14 protein-coding genes are annotated in these 20,299 nt (G+C 41.8%); 6 read left to right on the top strand and 8 right to left on the bottom strand.

Going from position 1 to position 20,299, the window contains the following annotated elements; genetic code table 11:
* Positions 1–294: 294 nt before the first annotated feature.
* The 4 genes from recJ to brnQ form a co-directional block, all read right to left on the bottom strand.
* Positions 295–2,019 carry a single-stranded-DNA-specific exonuclease RecJ gene (gene recJ, locus CXF80_RS17890; protein WP_101034269.1) on the bottom strand — a complete coding sequence of 575 codons (1,725 nt, stop codon included), beginning with the start codon at positions 2,017–2,019 and terminating at the stop codon, positions 295–297.
* A 102-nt stretch (positions 2,020–2,121) separates the two neighbouring features.
* Positions 2,122–2,844, bottom strand: a complete 723-nt coding sequence (dsbC, locus tag CXF80_RS17885; protein WP_101034268.1) for a bifunctional protein-disulfide isomerase/oxidoreductase DsbC — start codon at positions 2,842–2,844, stop codon at positions 2,122–2,124.
* A 127-nt stretch (positions 2,845–2,971) separates the two neighbouring features.
* On the bottom strand, positions 2,972–3,877 hold the full coding sequence (gene xerD, locus CXF80_RS17880; RefSeq protein ID WP_101034267.1) for a site-specific tyrosine recombinase XerD: 906 nt from the start codon (positions 3,875–3,877) through the stop codon (positions 2,972–2,974).
* Between the two features lie 89 nt (positions 3,878–3,966).
* Complete coding sequence (gene brnQ, locus CXF80_RS17875) at positions 3,967–5,298, bottom strand: branched-chain amino acid transport system II carrier protein (RefSeq protein ID WP_232772151.1); 1,332 nt, start codon at positions 5,296–5,298, stop codon at positions 3,967–3,969.
* A 477-nt stretch (positions 5,299–5,775) separates the two neighbouring features.
* Here brnQ and CXF80_RS17870 point away from each other — a divergent pair, with 477 nt between their 5' ends.
* From CXF80_RS17870 to CXF80_RS17845, 6 genes are all read left to right on the top strand, one after another.
* Complete coding sequence (locus tag CXF80_RS17870; RefSeq protein WP_101034266.1) at positions 5,776–6,534, top strand: tRNA1(Val) (adenine(37)-N6)-methyltransferase; 759 nt, start codon at positions 5,776–5,778, stop codon at positions 6,532–6,534.
* 55 nt (positions 6,535–6,589) lie between these two features.
* On the top strand, positions 6,590–7,810 hold the full coding sequence (gene srmB / locus CXF80_RS17865) for an ATP-dependent RNA helicase SrmB (protein WP_101034265.1): 1,221 nt from the start codon (positions 6,590–6,592) through the stop codon (positions 7,808–7,810).
* Between the two features lie 449 nt (positions 7,811–8,259).
* Positions 8,260–9,459: an efflux RND transporter periplasmic adaptor subunit gene (locus CXF80_RS17860; protein WP_101034264.1), complete on the top strand. Its 1,200-nt coding sequence runs from the start codon at positions 8,260–8,262 to the stop codon at positions 9,457–9,459.
* A 2-nt stretch (positions 9,460–9,461) separates the two neighbouring features.
* Positions 9,462–12,614, top strand: a complete 3,153-nt coding sequence (locus CXF80_RS17855) for an efflux RND transporter permease subunit (protein ID WP_101034263.1) — start codon at positions 9,462–9,464, stop codon at positions 12,612–12,614.
* 135 nt (positions 12,615–12,749) lie between these two features.
* The gene (locus CXF80_RS17850) at positions 12,750–13,367 is read left to right on the top strand and encodes a TatD family nuclease-associated radical SAM protein (protein WP_101034262.1); all 618 of its coding nucleotides are present in this window, start codon (positions 12,750–12,752) and stop codon (positions 13,365–13,367) included.
* An 88-nt stretch (positions 13,368–13,455) separates the two neighbouring features.
* The gene (locus CXF80_RS17845) at positions 13,456–15,714 is read left to right on the top strand and encodes a PAS domain-containing protein (RefSeq protein ID WP_101034261.1); all 2,259 of its coding nucleotides are present in this window, start codon (positions 13,456–13,458) and stop codon (positions 15,712–15,714) included.
* A 142-nt stretch (positions 15,715–15,856) separates the two neighbouring features.
* Here the strand turns inward: CXF80_RS17845 and CXF80_RS17840 are convergent, their stop codons facing one another.
* The 4 genes from CXF80_RS17840 to CXF80_RS17825 form a co-directional block, all read right to left on the bottom strand.
* On the bottom strand, positions 15,857–17,299 hold the full coding sequence (locus CXF80_RS17840; protein WP_101034812.1) for a hypothetical protein: 1,443 nt from the start codon (positions 17,297–17,299) through the stop codon (positions 15,857–15,859).
* 89 nt (positions 17,300–17,388) lie between these two features.
* Positions 17,389–17,976 carry a hypothetical protein gene (locus tag CXF80_RS17835; RefSeq protein WP_157822260.1) on the bottom strand — a complete coding sequence of 196 codons (588 nt, stop codon included), beginning with the start codon at positions 17,974–17,976 and terminating at the stop codon, positions 17,389–17,391.
* Positions 17,969–18,676 carry a hypothetical protein gene (locus tag CXF80_RS17830; protein ID WP_198554787.1) on the bottom strand — a complete coding sequence of 236 codons (708 nt, stop codon included), beginning with the start codon at positions 18,674–18,676 and terminating at the stop codon, positions 17,969–17,971. The genes CXF80_RS17835 and CXF80_RS17830 overlap by 8 nt, the downstream gene beginning before the upstream one ends.
* Positions 18,677–19,077: 401 nt before the next feature.
* Positions 19,078–19,818: a DUF481 domain-containing protein gene (locus CXF80_RS17825; protein ID WP_101034258.1), complete on the bottom strand. Its 741-nt coding sequence runs from the start codon at positions 19,816–19,818 to the stop codon at positions 19,078–19,080.
* Positions 19,819–20,299: the final 481 nt, after the last annotated feature.

Below are 20,299 nucleotides of genomic sequence, written 5' to 3'. Positions count from 1 at the left end.
CTCGCATTGCGAGGCCTTTTTGTTTTGATTGTCTATCTCATTTCGAAATGTGTTAAGACAAACTATGTTGGTTTATTCAAATAGTACGACATCACCCCTTCTTCACTTACGGCAGCTAACTTACGGCAGCTAACTTACAGCAATAGCACACTGTAAATGATCCGTGAGTTCGCCATAAAACTCAGTTGCAAGTTAGCGCTTAAATATCAATATGTCGCAAGGTACTATCAAACCATTTTTCACTGGCAAGTCATTCAACTCGCCAGAACAATCCGCTACCACATAAAAAAGCAATTACATCGGCTCAATATAATCCACCATTAACTGCACGGTTTGTTTACCTCTAAACTCATTAACATCAAGCTTATAGACCACTCGGGCATGTTTAATGGTTGCGTCAGGCCATATTGCTAAATCCACATTAAAGGCAATACCGTCTAACATCGAACTGCCACATTGGGTCTCTAACAATAGCTTTAAATGTTTCTCGCCGACAATGCGCTGCTGGATAACATTAAATATGCCATCAAATAAAGGCTCTTCAAACGACTGTCCCCACGGTCCCGCATTACGTAACATAAATGCAGTATCAAGGGTCATTAGCTCACTTGACAGCTCGCCGTCTGACAGTAACTCTCCGGTCAGCTGTTCATAATCCAATATTTCTCTTACCGCATCATCAAAGGCTTGTTTAAATTGTTCAAATACGTCAGCTTTTAATGATAATCCTGCCGCCATCGCATGACCACCAAACTTAGTTATCATCCCAGGATAGCGACTATTAATGCGTTCGAGTAAATCTCGCATATGCAGTCCTTTAATCGAGCGGGCAGAACCTTTTATTTGGCCATCCCCCGCATCAGCAAAGGCAATAACAGGGCGATGATAGCGATCTTTAATCCGTGATGCCAAAATACCAATCACGCCTTGATGCCAATCATCCTTAAAAATGGCGATGCCCCAGGGTAAATCATCTTCATTAAGCGACACTTGCAATAAACTCTTTAATGCCTCTTGTTGCATGCCGGTTTCAAGTTCACGCCGCTCTTGGTTTAGTCCATCCAGTTCGGCAGCCATTCTTCTTGCCAACATGATGTCTTCACACAGTAAGGTTTCTACCCCCAGCGCCATTTCATCTAGGCGGCCAGCAGCATTTAATCTGGGACCAACCGCAAAACCAAAATCGGCAGCAACCATCTTTGCAGGGCTGCGTTTGGCGACTTCTAGCAACGCGGTAATACCGACTCGACAGCGGCCACTTCTAACACGCTGTAAACCAGCATTAACTAAAATACGGTTATTAGTGTCTAACGACACCACATCCGCGACAGTACCCAAAGCGACAATATCAAGTAATGTTGCCAGATTTGGCTCAGTAATTTGTTGCTGTTGATACCAATTACGTTGCCTTAATTCTGCTCGCAAAGCTGACATCAGATAAAATGCCACACCAACACCGGCAATAGACTTACTGGCAAACTGACAACCAGGCTGATTGGGATTTACAATAACATCAGCATTTGGCAAGCTATTACCAGGTAAATGATGATCTGTCACAACGACGGTCATGCCCAGTAACTTGGCAGCCGCAACCCCCTCAATGGAAGATATCCCATTATCAACGGTAATTAATACATCGGCACTCTTCTTGTAGGCTACCGCAACAATTTCAGGACTTAAACCATAACCATAATCAAACCGATTCGGAATAAGGTAATCAAGCCGTTTAGCACCCATCATGTTTAACGCCAGCATGCATACACTCGTTGAGGTCGCACCATCAGCATCAAAATCGCCAACAATCAAAATTGATTGCTGTGCAACAATCGCATCAGCGATCACTACTGCGGCCTCGGCTAGACCTTTCATCGTCTCGGGACGCAATAACTTACTTAGCACTAATTCACAGTTATCTTGATTAACACCACGGCGGGCATAGAGTTGTTTCAGTAATGGCGGTAAAGAACTGGGTAAATGATTATCATCAACCTGAGGGCGACGGACTATATTATGAGACAAAAGGCAACCTTAATCGGGCAATAAGAGAATGGAGCATAACAAAAAGGTGAGCCTAAGCTCACCTTGATTTTACGTTTATAGCACAGGCTATACGACTTTGATTTATAAGTTTGATTCAATAGTACGTAATAATTCTGCCGGAGCTTGATAACCTGGCACCATGGTTCCATTTTCTAAAATCAGTGCGGGTGTACCGTTAACACCAAACGACATACCTAACTTATATTGCGCCGCAATATCAATATCACAACTCGCGGCTTTAACATTGCCACCCGCTTTAGCTTCTGTCATCGCTTTTAAAGGATCTTTAGCACACCAAACGGCTTGCATCTCATCAGCATTTGCAGAAGGAATGCCTGCACGCGGATAAGCTAAGTAGCGAATCGTAATACCTAAATCATTATAGCCTTGCATTTGATTGTGTAGCTTACGGCAATAACCACAGTCGACATCGGTAAATACAGTGACGACATGCTTCTCATTTTTAGCTTTGTAAACCAACATTTCATCTACAAATGGTTCGAGCAATGCGATACGAGGTCCGGCTAGTGCTGCCTCGGTTAAGTTTTTCATGCCGTTGTCGATGTCATACAGATTACCATGAAATAACTTAGCGCCATCTTTGGTGACGTATAGCACACCTCGGTCGGTCAGCACTTGATATAAACCGTCGATGGGAGATTGCTGAATTGTCATCACGTTGACACCTAGCGTGTCGGTAAGTTTTTGCTTTAATGCTGATTCGTTGGCTACATCAGACGCAGCTGACACCATTGGAGTGATAACAAGGCTGGCAACAAGGGCTAATGTTTTGGTTAACTTCATGATAATTCCTAAATTACACGGGTTCAAAGTGAATAGACCCGATTTTGTCAATAAAACTTACAGGCTTAGTTTAGCTAACGCAACTAAACTCACAGGCTTAAATGTAAGGATTTGATCAACCTCGCACTCAACCGCGCGGATGATGCTGGCTATGCAATTGCTGCAAACGCACTTTTGCCACATGAGTATATATTTGAGTGGTTGATAAATCACTATGTCCCAACAAAAGTTGTACAACCCTTAGGTCAGCACCGTGATTTAATAAGTGAGTGGCAAAGGCATGTCGTAACGTATGCGGTGATAAATGGCACTCAATTCCAGACCTTGCCGCATACAACTTAATTCGATGCCAGAAAGTTTGCCGAGTCATCATTTGCCCACGACGTGACGGAAACAGTACATCGGACTGTTTCATATTTAACAATTCAGTACGAGCAAACTTAATATACTGTTCAACCTCAGTAATGGCCACTTCACCCAATGGAACCAAACGTTCTTTGCCGCCTTTACCCATCACTCGGACTAAACCTTGACGCAAACTGATTTGCTCCATCGTTAAGCTCACTAATTCAGTCACTCGCAACCCGGTGGCATACAAGAGTTCCAACATGGCTTTATCACGACATTCAATCGGATCGTCGGTATTAGGCTCAGATAATAAACACTCAATTTGTGCCTCAGACAAGGTATCAGGCAACTGACGAACTAACTTAGGCGACTTAATCAATGAGGTCGGATCTTGGCTAATTTGCTTTTTTACCAATAAGTAAGCATAAAAACGCCGTAAACTACTGAGTAACCTGGCGGTACTGCTTTTAGCAAATTGTTTGTCAAAACGCTCTGCGAGGTAGTCGCGCAACACAGCTTGATCAACTTGCAGTAAGTCTTTTCCGTGAGACAACACATAACGTTCTAAATGTTGTATGTCGGTGCGATAGGATGCCAATGTATTATCACTTAACCCGTTAGTTGACCATAAGTCATCAACAAACTGGTTAATTAATGGATCGGGTTGATAAGCAGGTTTGGCCAAAGCAGTTTCCAATAAATAATAAAAAACGACGTTAGATAATCTATCATAACGCCGTTATATTGATCCGTTTATTATGGCCTATTTAACGTTTAAGCCTGCACTTTTTGAAGCCTCTTTTTGGGTAAAAACAAACACACAATCGCGGTCAACGCCGTAGGCAGCAACCAAGCCATACCCTCAGCATGTAATGGCATAAAATCTAAGAAGCTCATGTCCATCCCCGCGGTTTGTAACCCATCAAAAATGCCGAAAAAAAGTGCCACAGTTAGCACTATTCGGTGCGAAAACTCAGGTCGAGCAAAACGCTCCGTTAAGAAAGTGACCAACACTAATGCAATAGCGACTGGGTAAATCGTCATTAACACCGGAATACTCACACTAATTAATTGCGCTAAGCCAACGTTTGCAACGGTGGCACACACTGCACTTAGCAGGACAACCAACAATTTATACGACAAGCGCGGTAATAATTCATTAAAAAATTCAGCACACGCAGTAACTAAACCGACTGCCGTGGTTAAACAGGCTAAGGTGACAACGGTCGATAACAATAGTGAACCAAGATTACCGAAGTGATACGTGACGTAGTTGGTTAAAATTTGCCCGCCATTGTCAGCGCCAATGGCAAAATCACCCGCAGAAGCACCAAGATAAAACAAAGAAATATACACAAATGCTAGACCACCAGCAGCAATAAAGGCGGCACGAATTAAATACTTGGTTTGATCTGCGGCTTCATTGACACCTTTTTTGCGTAATAAATCGATGATTAACATACCAAACATCAAAGATGCCAAGGTGTCCATGGTGTTATAACCTTCAATAATCCCTTTCGTTAATGGACTATTAATGTAATCACCAACGGGTTGGCTCACCTCTGCGCCAGGAATAATAATCACTGAACTGGCCAATCCCACCAATAATAAAATTAATACTGGCGTAAGCACTTTCCCTACGCTGTCCAGTAATTGGCCTGGATATAAAGATAAAAACATCACCACGGAGAAAAACACTAAAGTATAAATAAGTTGGGCAATATTGAATTCTTTACCGCCTAACATCATCAGTGCATCAGGATTACCGATAAAAGGTCTTGCACCAATTTCGAACGCCACCAGAGCTGTACGCGGGGCCGCAAATGCCGGGCCAATAATAATATAAATAGCAATGGCTAATGCCGTTGCAGCAAATCCAGGTAATAATGCCATCACTTTACCGTTGGATTTGGCAACCGCAATTAAGCCTATCAACGGCATACCCACTGCAGTAATTAAGAAACCGAACATCGCAAAAGACATATTCTCGCCAGCAAGCATGCCAGCAAAAGGAGGGAAAATTAAGTTACCCGCCCCTAAAAAAAACGCAAAGGTCATAAATCCTAACCCAAGCGTATCCGTTACACTCATTTTGGTTGTTTGCACTACTCACTCCGCTTTGTTGTTATTTTTTACAAACCTAATTGATTACACCATCATTAGCTACTGCTAAACTGAACCAACAATGATTTGTAAAGTTAAAAATACACTTGAAAAATACTCAATTTGTTAAGACAACAACGGAAACGAGCTGTTAGTTCTATTTTCAGTGTCATGTTCCAGCCAAAATAGCTTAAATTAGACTTTTTACTCAATTTAATGCGTAAAAAAGTGTGCAGACTAATATCAAATATCGCCTTAATACTCAAGCTTCAGCACTCCAAACAATTAAAAAAACCTATTTAGTTGCGATTTGTGGCAAGGCTTGTGTACATATTCAGCACATCTATTGTTTTTAAGTTAATTTAGCATTACAAAAAATCAACGATGACAAGCGCTGGCAATTAAACCGCGACAGTAAAAACCAAAGCCGCTATGATCCTATTGAGTCGTTCATACAGCCCAAAGAGTACTCTATTATCTATGTCTTTTACGTTTAAGCAATTTCATATCGATGATAAACAGTGTGGAATGTCAGTCAGTACAGATGGGGTTTTACTCGGTGCTTGGGCTGAATTATCGCAATCTAGCAACATTCTCGATATTGGTGCAGGAAGTGGCTTGCTAAGCCTGATGGCTGCACAGCGCAGCCCTCATAACGCCAGTATTACTGCTGTAGAATTAGACGGTGCAGCAGCAAATGCCTGCCAATATAATATTCAACAAAGCCCTTGGCCTGAGAAAATTCAGCTATTTCAAGGTGCTATTGAGCATTTTCAACAACAACATAATCAAATATCAGCACCGTTATTCGATCATATCATTTGTAACCCGCCTTACTTTGAACAGGGTTTGCAGGCCAAAAATAGCGCACGAGCCGACGCAAGGCATACCAACACCTTGTCTTTCGCAGAGTTACAGTACGTGATCGGTCAATTACTTGCTCCCCAAGGCACGGCTAGTATTATTCTACCGCAACAAAGTTTAGCCCGTTTTAGGCAACAACTTAACGCTCATGGTTTATTCGTTATAAAACACCTTGATGTTATTAGTGTTGAGGGAAAGCCTCCCAATAGAGCACTATTGGCAATACAATACGACCCAATGAGGGTTAATCCCCGACAAACCAATAACAAGGTCACCATTGAAACTCAATGTCTACAACTAGTGATCCGCGACAAACACGGACAATACAGCCAAGCTATGGCAGATTTATGCCGCGAGTTCTACTTAAAGCTTTAGCCTGCTCATTAGGTCAGTTATAATACTCAACTATTTTTCAGCGAGACCCAAGTGCATGCAATTTGAAGATTTCCAGCTCGACCCTAGCTTATTAGAGTCACTCAAGGCCATGGGACATCACAGCCCTACCACAATTCAACAACAAACGATCCCATTGGCCATGGACCAGCGGGATATTTTAGCGCGAGCGCCTACCGGCACAGGGAAAACGGCTAGCTTTTTACTGCCTGCATTACAGCATTTAATCGACTTCCCTCGGCGTTTTGAAGGCCAAGCACGTATTTTGGTGCTAACGCCAACGCGTGAATTAGCCAGTCAAATTCATCGTTATGCAAGTCATTTAGCCACTGGGCTTGATCTTAATATCGTCATCATTACAGGTGGTGTGCCATATGGCCCACAAGAAGAAGCACTTGCAGACAATGTTGATATATTGATCGCCACCCCAGGTCGATTAATGGAATACTTAGATAAAGATAAATTTGATGCCACTGAAGTGGAGATTCTCATTATTGATGAAGCTGATCGTATGCTTGATATGGGATTCTCGTCAGTAGTGCAATCTATTGCCATTGAAGCTCAAGGCCGCAAACAAAATATGTTGTTTTCTGCCACACTTGAAGGCAATGGGGTTAACCGTTTCGCTCGCGAATTGTTAAACGATCCGGTAGTGGTCGATGTAGAAGCGCCACGCAGTGAAAAAGCCAAAGTGCATCAGTGGGTGCATTTGGCCGATGATCAAGCACATAAATTTGCGTTGTTATGCCACATTCTTCAGCAAGAAAACGTTAAACGCACCATAGTGTTTGTTAAAACTCGCGAAATGGTTGCCAGCTTGGAAGGCTTATTGCTAAAAGCGAATATCCCTTGTGCATTTATGCGTGGCGATATGGAACAGAAAAAACGCTTCCAAGCACTGGGGCGTTTTTCTAAGGGCGAAGTCAACGTGCTACTGGCGACAGATGTTGCTGCTCGAGGAATTGATGTTGATGACATTACCCATGTCATCAACTTTGACATGCCCCGCTCTGCTGATGCCTATGTTCATCGAATTGGCCGCACCGCTCGTGCTGGCGCTAAAGGAACCGCGATTTCATTAGTTGAAGCGCACGATATGCGTATTATTTCTAAAATTGAACGATACATTGAATTACCGCTTAAACGCCGCGTGATTGAAGAACTTCGTCCTAAACACAAAGAAGCCAAGGTCCCAGGTAAGAAAAAAGCCAATGCAAAAGAGGCTAGAGTGACATCGAAAAAGTACAAGAAAAAGTAACCTACAGGTTTAGCTATACCTCGTCCTAGAATACCTTGACTAACGATTATTAAAGCGAATTACTCAGTAATTCGCTTTTTTTATCCTCAAAGCACTATATCGCATCATTAAATAGACATAATACAGCCAGAAAGTGTCAACTAATGTCAATTTGTGCACAAAAAACACTCACCCGAATAATCTAATATAACCTACTAATTAATAAGAGATAAAATATAATGGATTATTTTATCTCTATTCAAACATGGCAAAAATCAGTTTATTAAGCGTTTATCGCCAAATCAGAAAAACATAACTTTATGAAACATTTTATTTACATCAAACTATTTAGATAAACGTAATACTCTGTTAATTTAGACGCTATGAGTAATAAAATTAATTTGAATGAACATGTTAGCCAACGTAGTTAACTGTCTAAAGCATTATTTCAGCATGGATACGCAATAGAAATGATTAAAACCATATTAAGAAGATCATCACCACTGCTTATCATTGCTGTGTTTGTTGCCGCAGCCATGCTGCTCATCAGCACACAAGAAGCACCCGAGCAAAAAGATGAACCCATTAGCGTGCCAATTATTGATGTGCAAACCATCACGCCGCAAACCTTGTCGCTCAACTTACCGTCATACGGCGTGGTTAATCCCAAATATAAAACCCAGTTAGTCACCGAAGTTCAAGGGCGTTTACTGAACATTTCAGCAGACTTTGTTGCTGGCGGTGTCGTAAAGCAAGGCCAACAACTTGCCATTATTGAACCCTCTGATTACGAAGCGGATCTAATACAGGCAGAGGCGACACTTGCTCAAGCAACCGCCGCATTGAATGAAGAAAAAGCCCGTGGTGTAGTCGCTAAAATTGAATTTAAAGATTTTGGTACCGGTTTACCACCAGAGCTCGGATTACGGATCCCACAGCTAAAAAAAGAACAAGCTAACGTCAAATATGCACAAGCCGCATTAGCCCGTGCACAACGCAACTTAGCACGTACAGTAATTAGGGCCCCATTTGATGGCATTATCAAAGCACGCAATGTCGACTTAGGTCAGTACGTAACCTTGGGCACTAACTTAGGTGAACTCTACAACACCAGTATTGCTGAAATTAGACTGCCATTAACAAATGCAGATCTCGCGTATTTAGAGTCGGTTGATAATCCTGAAACCGCTGTCACACTCACCGCATTTCTGGCAGGTAAACAAGTCACTTGGCAAGGCAATATTGTTCGCAGCGAAAACGTCATCGACGAGCAAACTCGTATGGTGTATCTAGTCGCAGAAATACATGACCCGTATTTACGCAAAAATAAAACCGAAGGACAATTACCCTTAAAATATGGCAGCTTTGTGAACGCCGTCATCACAGGCCGCACGGTTAATGATGTAGTAAAACTGCCACGTCACGTGGTACGAAATGGTCAGGTTGCCGTTGTTGGTGCAGACAATATTATTGAGATGCGCCCAGTGAATGTTATTCGTTCAGATGCCGATACCATTTATATTCAAGGCAGCTTCAAGGCAAATGAGCGAGTATCCATGACTAGCATTAATAGTTTGAATTCTGGGCAGATCATTAAAGTGCTCGGAGAAGAAACCAAGTCAGCTCCAGTCGATACTGACGCCCAAGCCGCTACGACTGCAGGTGAATAAGAATGGATACTAATAAAGGGATCATCGCCTGGTTTGCGCGCAACAGTGTAGCAGCCAACTTACTGATGGCCGCCTTGCTTATTGGCGGTTTGTTTAGTGCGGTACTCATTAATAAAGAAATCTTTCCAACATTTGAATTAAATCTCATCAATATCAATGTTGCCTATCCAGGCGCAGCGCCACAAGAAATTGAAGAAGGGATTAATATAAAAATCGAAGAAGCGATTCAAGATATTAGCGGCATTAAAAAAGTGACTTCTGTTGCCAGTGATAGTGTGGGCTCAGTGACCATTGAGGTCGAAGACGGTTACGATGTGCAGCAAGTACTAGATGAAGCTAAGCTACGTATCGATGCCATTGCAACCTTCCCTGACAACATCGAAAAACCCAATATTTACCAAATAAAGCCAGAAAATAATGTGATTTGGGTATCTGTTTATGGCGACATGAACCTGCATGACATGAAAGAAATGGCTAAAGCGATCAGAGACGACATTACCGACTTACCAGCAGTGACTCGCGCAAAAGTCACCGGAGTTCGCGACTACGAAATAGGCATCGAACTGTCGGAAGACAAACTACGTGAATACGGTATTACTTTTACTCAAGTGGCTTTAGCAGTACAAAACTCGTCGATTGATTTACCCGGCGGTTCTATTCGGGCCCAAGATGGTGACATCCTACTGCGCACAAAAGGCCAAGCTTATACCGCAGATGACTTTGCGCAGATTGTGGTAGAAACGCGCCCAGACGGCAGTCGTATTATGTTACCGCAAGTGGCCACAATTAATGATGATTTTGAAGAACGTCTGGAATACACCCGCTTTAACGGCAAACCGGCTGCGGTAATAGAAATCACCAGTATTGACGATCAAAATGCCTTAGATATTTCATCACAAGTTAAGGCTTACGTCGCCGAACGTAAAAAAACCTTACCAAGCAATATTCAACTTGATACCTGGGGTGATTTAACTCACTACCTGCAAGGGCGTTTAAACATGATGTTGTCGAACATGTTTTATGGCGCTCTGCTGGTGTTTATTATTCTGGCCTTATTCTTAGATCTTAAACTCGCTTTTTGGGTAATGATGGGCTTACCTGTGTGCTTTTTGGGCACCATGTTATTAATGCCGCTTGAACCGTTTAACATGTCGATTAATATGCTGACCTTATTCGCGTTCATTCTGGTGCTGGGGATCGTCGTCGACGATGCCATTGTCATCGGCGAAAGTGCCTATACCGAGTTAGAGGAAAACGGCCACTCTTTAGATAATGTGATAAAAGGGGTACAAAAAGTGGCGATGCCAGCCACTTTTGGGGTGCTCACCACTATTGCAGCCTTTATACCCATGATCATGGTGTCTGGGCCCATGGGCATTATTTGGAAATCCATCGGTATGGTGGTGATTTTGTGTTTAGCCTTTTCGCTGATCGAATCAAAACTGATTTTACCCGCACATTTAGCTCACATGAAAATCAGAAAACGCACCGCCCCAACGAATCCTTTCTCACGCTTTAAATTTGCTATCAACGAATGGTTACAGCATTTCATTCACAACACCTATCGTCATTTTCTTGAGCGCTGCATTAAGCGTCGCTACAACGTCGTGGCGGTATTTGTGGGGGTATTAATTCTGTCACTTGCTTTAGTGCAAAGCGGCAAAGTACGCTGGGTTTTCTTCCCTGATATTCCATCGGACTTTATTCAAGTGCAACTTGAAATGGAAGAAGGCAGTTCTGAGCAGAACACCTTAAAAGTGCTGCAACAAGTCGAAGATGCGTTATACAAGATGAACGCCAAACTTGAAGACCAATACGGTTACCCCATGGTGAAGCACAGCTACATCGAACTGAGCTCACGCAGCAGTGCCTTTGTGTTTACCGAGCTGACTAAAGGCGAAGACCGTGAAGTAGACGGCGTCGCTATTGCTGAAGAATGGCGTAAACAATTACCCGAGTTATTGTCAGTTAAAAAGCTTAACATCAATGCCAGCACCAACGATGCTGGCGGCGATTTATCGTTTCGCTTAACCTCAAGTGATTTAAACCAACTGTCTGAAGCGGCCAAAGTGCTTAAGTCTAAATTGGCCACTTATGAAGGCGTATTTGATATTACCGATAACTTTTCTTCAGGTTCGCACGAAATTCGGTTAAATATCCGTCCTGAAGCCGAAGCGCAAGGGCTGACACTGTCAGATTTAGCTCGCCAAGTTCGTTACGGTTTTTATGGTTATGAAGCCCAACGTATTTTGCGTAATAAAGAAGAAGTCAAAGTCATGGTGCGTTACCCGCTCGAACAACGCCGCACTGTGGGTGACCTTGAAAACATGCTGATCCGCACCCCGTCAGGCGCAGCAGTGCCGTTTTCAACCGTAGCAGATATCGAAATGGGTGAGTCGTACGCGTCGATCACCCGGGTTGATGGCCGCCGAGCGATTACCATCAGCGCCAATGTGAATAAAAACAACGTTGAACCATCGAAAGTGGTCGCCGAAATTCAGCAAGATTTTTTACCCGAATTAACCGCACGATTCCCTAAAGTAACGTCAGCATTAGATGGCGGCAGCTTAGACGAGCAAAATGCTATGCTTGGTTTAGCGCAAGGATTTTTCTTTGCCATGTTCACCATTTATGCCTTAATGGCCATTCCATTAAAATCGTACACGCAACCGTTAATCATTATGTCGGTCATCCCGTTTGGCATGATTGGCGCCTTGTTTGGCCACTATATTCTAGGCTTATCCATGAGTGTGTTGAGCTTATGCGGTATTGTGGCGTTAGCCGGGGTAGTGGTAAACGACTCACTCATTTTGGTCGACTTTGTTAACCGAGCCCGCGAAGAAGGCAAGTCGCTAATGCAATCGGCTATCGATTCTGGTTGTTATCGTTTTAGGGCAATCATCCTAACCTCGTTAACCACCTTTTTTGGCTTGGTGCCCATTATTATGGAAAAAAGCTTACAGGCTAAAATTGTTATCCCAATGGCGACATCTCTAGCATTTGGTATTTTATTCTCAACGGTAGTGACATTAATTTTGGTGCCCATCTTGTACATTATTCTTGATGATATAAGGCGCTTATTACGACGCGTTTTTATGTGGTGGTGGCAACCCAAAACAGTTGCGGAACCATTAGGCTCTGATGAACACCATTAACCCATATCGTTAGTCCCAGAAACAGAGCTAAATCAGCTCTGTTTTTTTTGCTGTAAAAACTGCGAGCTAAGCAACATAGTCACATTCGATATTTAGCTACAATACTTACCCTGTTCTCCATAATAAAAAGCTGCCATGAACGCCTCTACCTCACCCACGCCAACCTTAGTTTACGATATCGGCAATCACCGTTATCTCAATATTACGGCAAGATGCACCTTAAGATGCCAGTTTTGCCCTAAACATAATGGATCGAAACAAGTGCACGACTTCGACTTATCACTCACTCAACGTATTACCGCAGAGGATGTTTTACCCTTGTTAGGTAATGTGCATGACGTGGAAGAATATGTCTTTTGCGGCTTTGGTGAACCAACGTTAAACCTTGAATGTTTGCTGCAGCTTGCCCATGCCATAAAAGCACAAGGTGGGCGTGTAAGGCTTAATACCGATGGATTGGGCAACCACTTTCATCGTCGTAATATTTTGCCAGAGCTCAGCCAATGCATAGACAGCCTGTCAATTTCACTTAATGCCGACACCCCAGAAAGCTACCAGCAACACTGTCACCCCAAGCTGGCAAATTCCTATAAGGCACTGCTTGAATTTATTCAACTCGCACCTCAATACATACCGCAAGTACAAGTCAGTGCCATTAACGGACTGGCTAATGTAAACATCGAACGTTGCCGCGTTATCGCAGAGCAAAACGGTGCAATATTTAAACAACGCGAACTGGATAAAATCGGTTAAATAAATGGGCTATTGATACCTAGACGTTTTCGCCAACGTCGGCTTCATGCTAGTATTGCCAGTAAGAGAATGCTAAAAAAGTGGCACCATGTCTAAACACAAAGCAGTGGGTTCTTCAAACTCGTTATTAATTTCTTCACAAGCGAGTCATTGGTCGCAACAGCACATTCTTTCGCTGCTAAGCCAATTGATTATTTTATTAATTGTGGTGTTTATCGTCACTAATATGGTGGTCAATCTAGGCGAGCGTCGCCTGCAAGAAGATTGGGCAGATCAACGCTACAGTGAGTTGCAAACGGTAGCGTCTTTAGCCTCTGATAAAGTCTCATTTTTGCAGTTTAGAACCCAAACCATCGCAAAAGGTGAATTACTGCGACAATATCTGCAAAACCCATCAGACAAACTGCAATTAAAGACCATCGAAAACTGGAATTCATTGACTGAAAATATTCCTGAACTACTTGGGCTGGCATTATTTACTCCTCAAGGAGAACTCCAATTTGCCACCACGGGTAGTTTCAATAACATGCAACTACCCGCCGCGTTATTGGGCTCGGGTAGAAATATGGGCGGCAATGATATTTACACTTCACCAATGGCGTTTACTCCTATTGATGGCATATTAGAACCTTATTTTTATCAGTTATCGTGGATAGAAAACCCAGACCAAAGTATTAAAGGTTATTTGGTCACTTACAATTCTATCGTTAAACTACTGGAAACAATAAAGCCTGCTTTTTTTAATCAAAATTCACCATTACTCCTGCTTGATACTCAAGGTTTCCTCTATGCGGGTGCCTCTCAACCTGCGCCATTAGACAGTATGCCCAACACACTTGGGGCAAGTTTAAAACAAACTTACCCAGAATTGTGGCGTGTAATAGCAATGAATAACTTTGGTCAGTTTCACAGCCAAGACTCCACTTTTGTGTATTTAAAAGTCGAGTTAACCAACCAATACGAAAACAAAAGAGAATACTTTTTATTGTCTTATATTCGCCATGACGACATTGCCACTCGCTATGCTCAATGGCGAATACTCATCATAGTTGCAGGATGCTTGATAGCTCTGTTAGCCAGTTTACTGATTATATTAAGACATCGATTTGTACTTGAGAGACGCGCGAGGCAAAATAGCCTTCAATTGAGTAACAGTTTGTTTAGCAGTGAATTAAGCTGCTTAATCGTCAATGATAGTGGCCGTATCCAGAGCGTTAATGCCAAAGCCGCTGCCGCACTATCCTTACCAATTGATGATCTCAAAGATCGCAGTTTACAACGAGTACTGCATCTTGATGATGATCGTTTCAACCACATTAAAGATGCATTAACTCATCATAAGCAATGGAATGGTGAGATCAATTTAGAAACGCTTAATAGTAGTATGTTACAAACTCATATTCGCAGAGAAAAATGCCCTAACAGTAATGAGTATTATTGGTTAGTCACATTTGAAGATATTACCGCATTATTTGATAGTCAGAGCCAGGCCTATCTCTATCAATTAATGAGCAACTGTGCTGTCGCTACGGCGCTAACCGATGCCAGTGGCATGATAATAAAATGTAATAAGCAATTTGATCAGCTGATGTCTTTACACGGAGACACTGATATTTCTATCACAGAATTACTCGGCGATGAACTGCATAATCAATGGCAGAACATAACCGCGCAAATTAGCTTACAGGGGGAGTGGACCGCGCAAATTATGCCATTTAACCATGGCCGTTATGAGCATTGCTTAAAAACGACATTAACAGGTCAACTTACATTCGAAGGTGATATTGAATACCTTATTTGTACTTTTGAACAGACCACGCCAGTGGTGTCGGCCCAAAACAGCAGTAACGTCATTGGCCATCGAAGCGCCATAGTATTACGTTTAAATGAGCTTGAAAATTACTTTATCAACCTTAGTGAGCTCACTAAAGAACATTCAAGCTTACTCGTAATGGACATTAATCCAGAAGGCATTTTCAGCAATATGGGCAATATGAGCCAACTTGAAAAGCGTCAAAAAGACATTGAGCTACAGTTACTGATTGAGTTACCGCTTAATTATCAAATTGCGCAATGGCAGCTCGGAAAGCTAGTCATATTGTTGACCGAAACGAATGCAAACTCAGCCCATCAATATGCGATTAATATGATGCAGTGTCTGGAAGAAAAGAATTTGGGTGAAGGAATTAACATTGGTATCGCGAGTTATTTACAGCGACAAAGTTTGGACCAATACCTTGCTAACGCTGAAATAGCCTTAAAACGTGCTAAACAATCTGTTGACCAAAATATTTGCCAAGCATTTACTCGCCCTACCAAAGCCACAACATCCTCTAAAATTGACTGATTCAATCACCTGACACAGCGTTGCTTAACGTCAGGTGGTGATCAATATTGACCGTTGAACAGAAGATGAATAACGTCAAGTTATTAATAAATAGAAATAAAGCCATAAAAGAAAACTATTTTTAATTACTTCATCTGTAGTCTTATGTGTGCGGATTAGAATGACTAACAACCTCTGGAAGGAGTTCGTCAGACTCAAGCCTAAAAGGTTGTACATTATCAGGCAGCTTACTTTCATGAATATCAATAATACTTGAACGGTTCATGGTCACTTTAAAGCGGGCATATTCAGGTTCCTGTTTGCCATCACGCAACACAGCAACCAAATTGACTTGATAGCGACGCTCAACAGACTCATTGCTAATATTACCTTCGGTTTCTTTATATATCTTCGCTTTACCACGTTCTAAATGACGAGCAAAAGGCACTAGACTAAAATTCACTTGTTCTTGAATTTGTGAATAATCCGCCTCAAAGGGCTTATTTGTCACCTTGGTTGCAATACGATAATGCAGAACTTCTGAATCCACTTTATTCTGACTGTGGCGTTGCTTCATGATATCAGAAACCGCTTTTGGGATATCTTGACTGCGCATAAATTCGAGCCAAACTAATTGTTTAGCGACCACAGTTTGGGTGGTAGTATCACGTAAAATACGGCTCCACCTTGGACGGCCTCGTTGGATAAACCGCCACATCGCATTACGAAAATCCTCTTTAAAGATTTCCCTAAAACCATAAATAACCGCTAACGTCAGCAGCAAGGTCAAGGTTAATCCATTAAAGAAACCTTGGGCTTTTATTATCAATGCCGATACCACCAGCATCACAAGCCCCGTGGCAACTCCAGTTACGAATTTTTTGAGACCGACGCCTAATGGCTTTAATTCTTCTTTTAAAACAACACCTTGTTGAATTAAGCGTCTTAAAAGAAGCATTTTATTAGAGATCCGGTTAGCATCAAGCTGAGTCTGCAACGAGTTGTATTTGCACTCTTGCTCTCTATAGTGATTCTCACTACGGCATAAATTTAATACTTTTTCTTTAACATCACTATAGTCAGCACTTCTAGGGCTTCGAGCCAATGTCTTTAATAGCTGCTGCTCACAAAACCAGGACAGGTAATTATCGGCATGCTCAAAATAAGATTTCCACTTAGGATCGTTCGGTTCATTACGCCGAAACTTTTTAAATAGTTGCGTAACCACATCACACAGCTCATCTAATGCCGGATAAAACTCACTTGTGTCAGTATTTTGTTGTAACTCTTTGGCATCAGTTTCAATGGCGACAGCAAATTGATAAGCGAATAAGTTAAGGTATAAACGAAACTCTTCTAACGTTCGTTTATTTAAACTGACAAAACGTGACTGGACTAACGGTAAATGCAGTCCTTTAGAATAATAAGATCGACGTCCAAGAATACTACTGTGATAATAATCCTCTTCATCTAAGGTATGCGAACCAATGCCCATTTCTGTTGGCAAATAAAAATACAGATCAAATACCCGTTGATCACCAGGGCCCATTTGATGACTAAATTTAATTGATAACGCTTCTTCTTGTTTTACTTTAACTTTTGCCACTATATCTTTCACACACCTTTTTTCATTGACACTTACCTACTATACCGCAAAGGGAATATTAAGCTAAAAGTTAATTTATTCAATGAAAATTAGTCAGCAGTATTGGGGGATATTAACTGACAAGCCCAAACGTTATTACTTGGGAGAAATTTTAGCGTTCCCCGTGTGAATGTGTCATCTAAGTCGATCACCTGAACCTCCTGAGATATGCTAAAACCATCCATAAAGTGAGATGCAGTAATACCAAATTCATTCTGTAAATATGGGCGTAATAGACTGTTATCTTGCCAACGGGTCGGCGGTAGGGATAATGCTAAATGATAAGTAAATGAGCCCATATGAACCTCTTCGACCTTGCCTGATAATTGAACCGTTTCGAGATCATGAGTTGATGACTCTACCCTATAAGTCAGTTCGGCTTGATTGTGCTCAATGTATAAGGTTAACCGTAAGTTACTTTTATCAACGGTTAATGGTAATTCTCCTTGATGACTAAGATAACCGTCAGCATGGCAATCGAAATGCCAAACATTATGGGTGCTAGCAATGCGATTAAGCACACTGGTCACAATAAATGTAATCAGCAAAAAACTTAATACAAAAAAAAGCTTGCCGCGTTTTGACTGTAGTAATCGGCGTATTTTCATGTGCATTAATAGGGACATAAATCTAGCCACAAATGTGCACCTTTTGTAGCCATTCTTGAGTGATAAATGGCGTGCTCATGTTATCGATACTCACTTTAATGCTATTAACTAATGGTATCGCTTCACTGGAATCGGTCAAAATGAAACTCATGTAACCTTGATTAGCCGATAACGTCATCGTAATTGAATCCCAGCGGGCATGGTGACACAAGCGTAATTGTGTTGATAAGCAGTCTGCATGCAATAGCGCATTTTGCTGATTATCCCCCCCAAAAACAAACAGTTGAACAATATGTCCATCAGAGGTCAACACTTGCCGCAATACATCGGCTTGAGCAAGCTGAGGAGGGTTAAGGTTAGCGTAAACAAACAACAATATACTTAATAGAATGGCAATAATAAACAGATACTGACCTAACGATAATAGCCGATTAGGCATTTCCAAGATCTTGCTGCGCTTAGTGGTCACAGTGGTATATAAAATCACCCCCTGTTCAGGGATATATTCAATGAGATTAATATGACGATGACACAGATGATTGATAATTTTATTGATAATACCTAGCAGTTCGGCATGAGATAATTGATGCGCACAGTCACCAGATGCCACCACAGTTGCAAGCAAAGATAAAGGCACTACTTGCCCGCGATGCTGAACCAATTGGTTTAACACCCAATATTCATTATCGTTTAAATGCCATTGAGTCGCCGTTGACTGATCTGTCAACAAACGTTGTGCATTGTCGAACCAACAACATCCTATTTGCATCGCACTGTCTTAGTGTATCGACTGATTAAAAAAGTATACTCCCAAAGAGAGAGATGAAAGGATGCTAACTCGACTATCCTTTGGATAAGATTGCTAATTCGTGAGCAAACCCGCGAATATGGCGTTTTTCTGCGCAAGGTATAATTGCATGATAGTAAATATAGAAATCGCTAACTTACGACATTGCTGATTAATAATGGGACACGCTGAATTAATCACTTACGGATAAAGATTGGGGGGATCCATTCGTTAAGGCGATAATAAGCCGACATTGTAGTCATTCAAAAAAACAGCTATAAAAAAGCTGGCAAGGCCAGCGTTTCGATACATAAATTCAAGTTAACATGACAAATACTGTTAACTTAAAATGCGTAAAGTAATGTCATGTTGGTTTCAGTGTCAGTACTTTCTTTGTCGTCAAGCGGTTCACTGTTATAACGAACAATAACAGCAAATTTCATCGCCAGTGCGCCAACGATATTGGCTGTTAATGAGGTTTCAGAACGAGCATCTAATTTACTCCCCCAATCGGCAACAAACCTCTGCTGGAACTTAGATGAATCACTAATCTTAGTTTGGAAATCAATCACGGCGTGAGCAACAACGCTATCTTCGCTATCATAACCTTCAGCAAGTGCGGATTCTTCATCCAGTTGTTGATAAATATAACCAGGACCCGCCTCAGCTTTTAAAGACATTCTGTCAGTATCAATAAAGTGTTGACCATAACCGGCAGAAGTCGTTGAGGTGAAATCGTAACCAGTGAATGGATCAACTTCATAGTTAGTGTTAGCAAACAAATAGCTCACATCGTTAATTTGGTAGTTGCCTTGCGCACCTAGGAAATAACGTTTTGCAGTCACTTCTTCAGAGTCTTCTTTGTACAAGCCTTCTAACACATACTGGTTCTCCCAGTTGTCTAATTCTTGTTTCAACGCTAGGCGCGCTTTAAACGAAGAAGTATCTGTATTACCGGTGGTTAACGTTGCACCTAATTCTGCTTCACCAGCAAAAGTGGCATCGCCTTCAACAAACTCACTTCCAGCATGTGCTGCAAATGGCATGGTTAGTGTAATAGCTGCAGTAAGTAGCAGTCTCTTCATGTCATTTCATCCTTTATTTACGATTTACAAAATCTAATGTGGGGGGGTTATACGTTTAACCCCTAAAATATTAACACTTTGATAATAAAATTGAAAAAATAGTCATCCCATCAATCATTAAGCCACTAGGCTGTTGCTTTGCCGACATGCGGTGCATTAACAGCCACAGCATGGCTAAACCTATTCATCGAGCGCTAAAACGGCCCAAACACCCAGCAAGCTAAACGCTAAGTGGACCGCATCAGATCCCGCTATACATCACATGGAACAGGCCCATGCAAAAAGCCAACATGGCATCACCGCAGGCTCTTAACGCATTAATCACTACTAAGTTAAATGTCCTAGCGGTTTCCATAACTAACGGCAGCACAAATAATTATCCTATAAGGAAAAAAAGGTCGTTTTTATCACTAGGTCCCCATGATATTAGGCCCTATATCATCACGAATAGCATCATAATACTGGTTAGGATTAAGCCTAA

This window comes from Shewanella sp. Actino-trap-3, assembly GCF_002836275.1.
Classification (GTDB): domain Bacteria; phylum Pseudomonadota; class Gammaproteobacteria; order Enterobacterales; family Shewanellaceae; genus Shewanella; species Shewanella psychromarinicola.
This window is presented reverse-complemented; position numbering and strand designations above follow the sequence as displayed.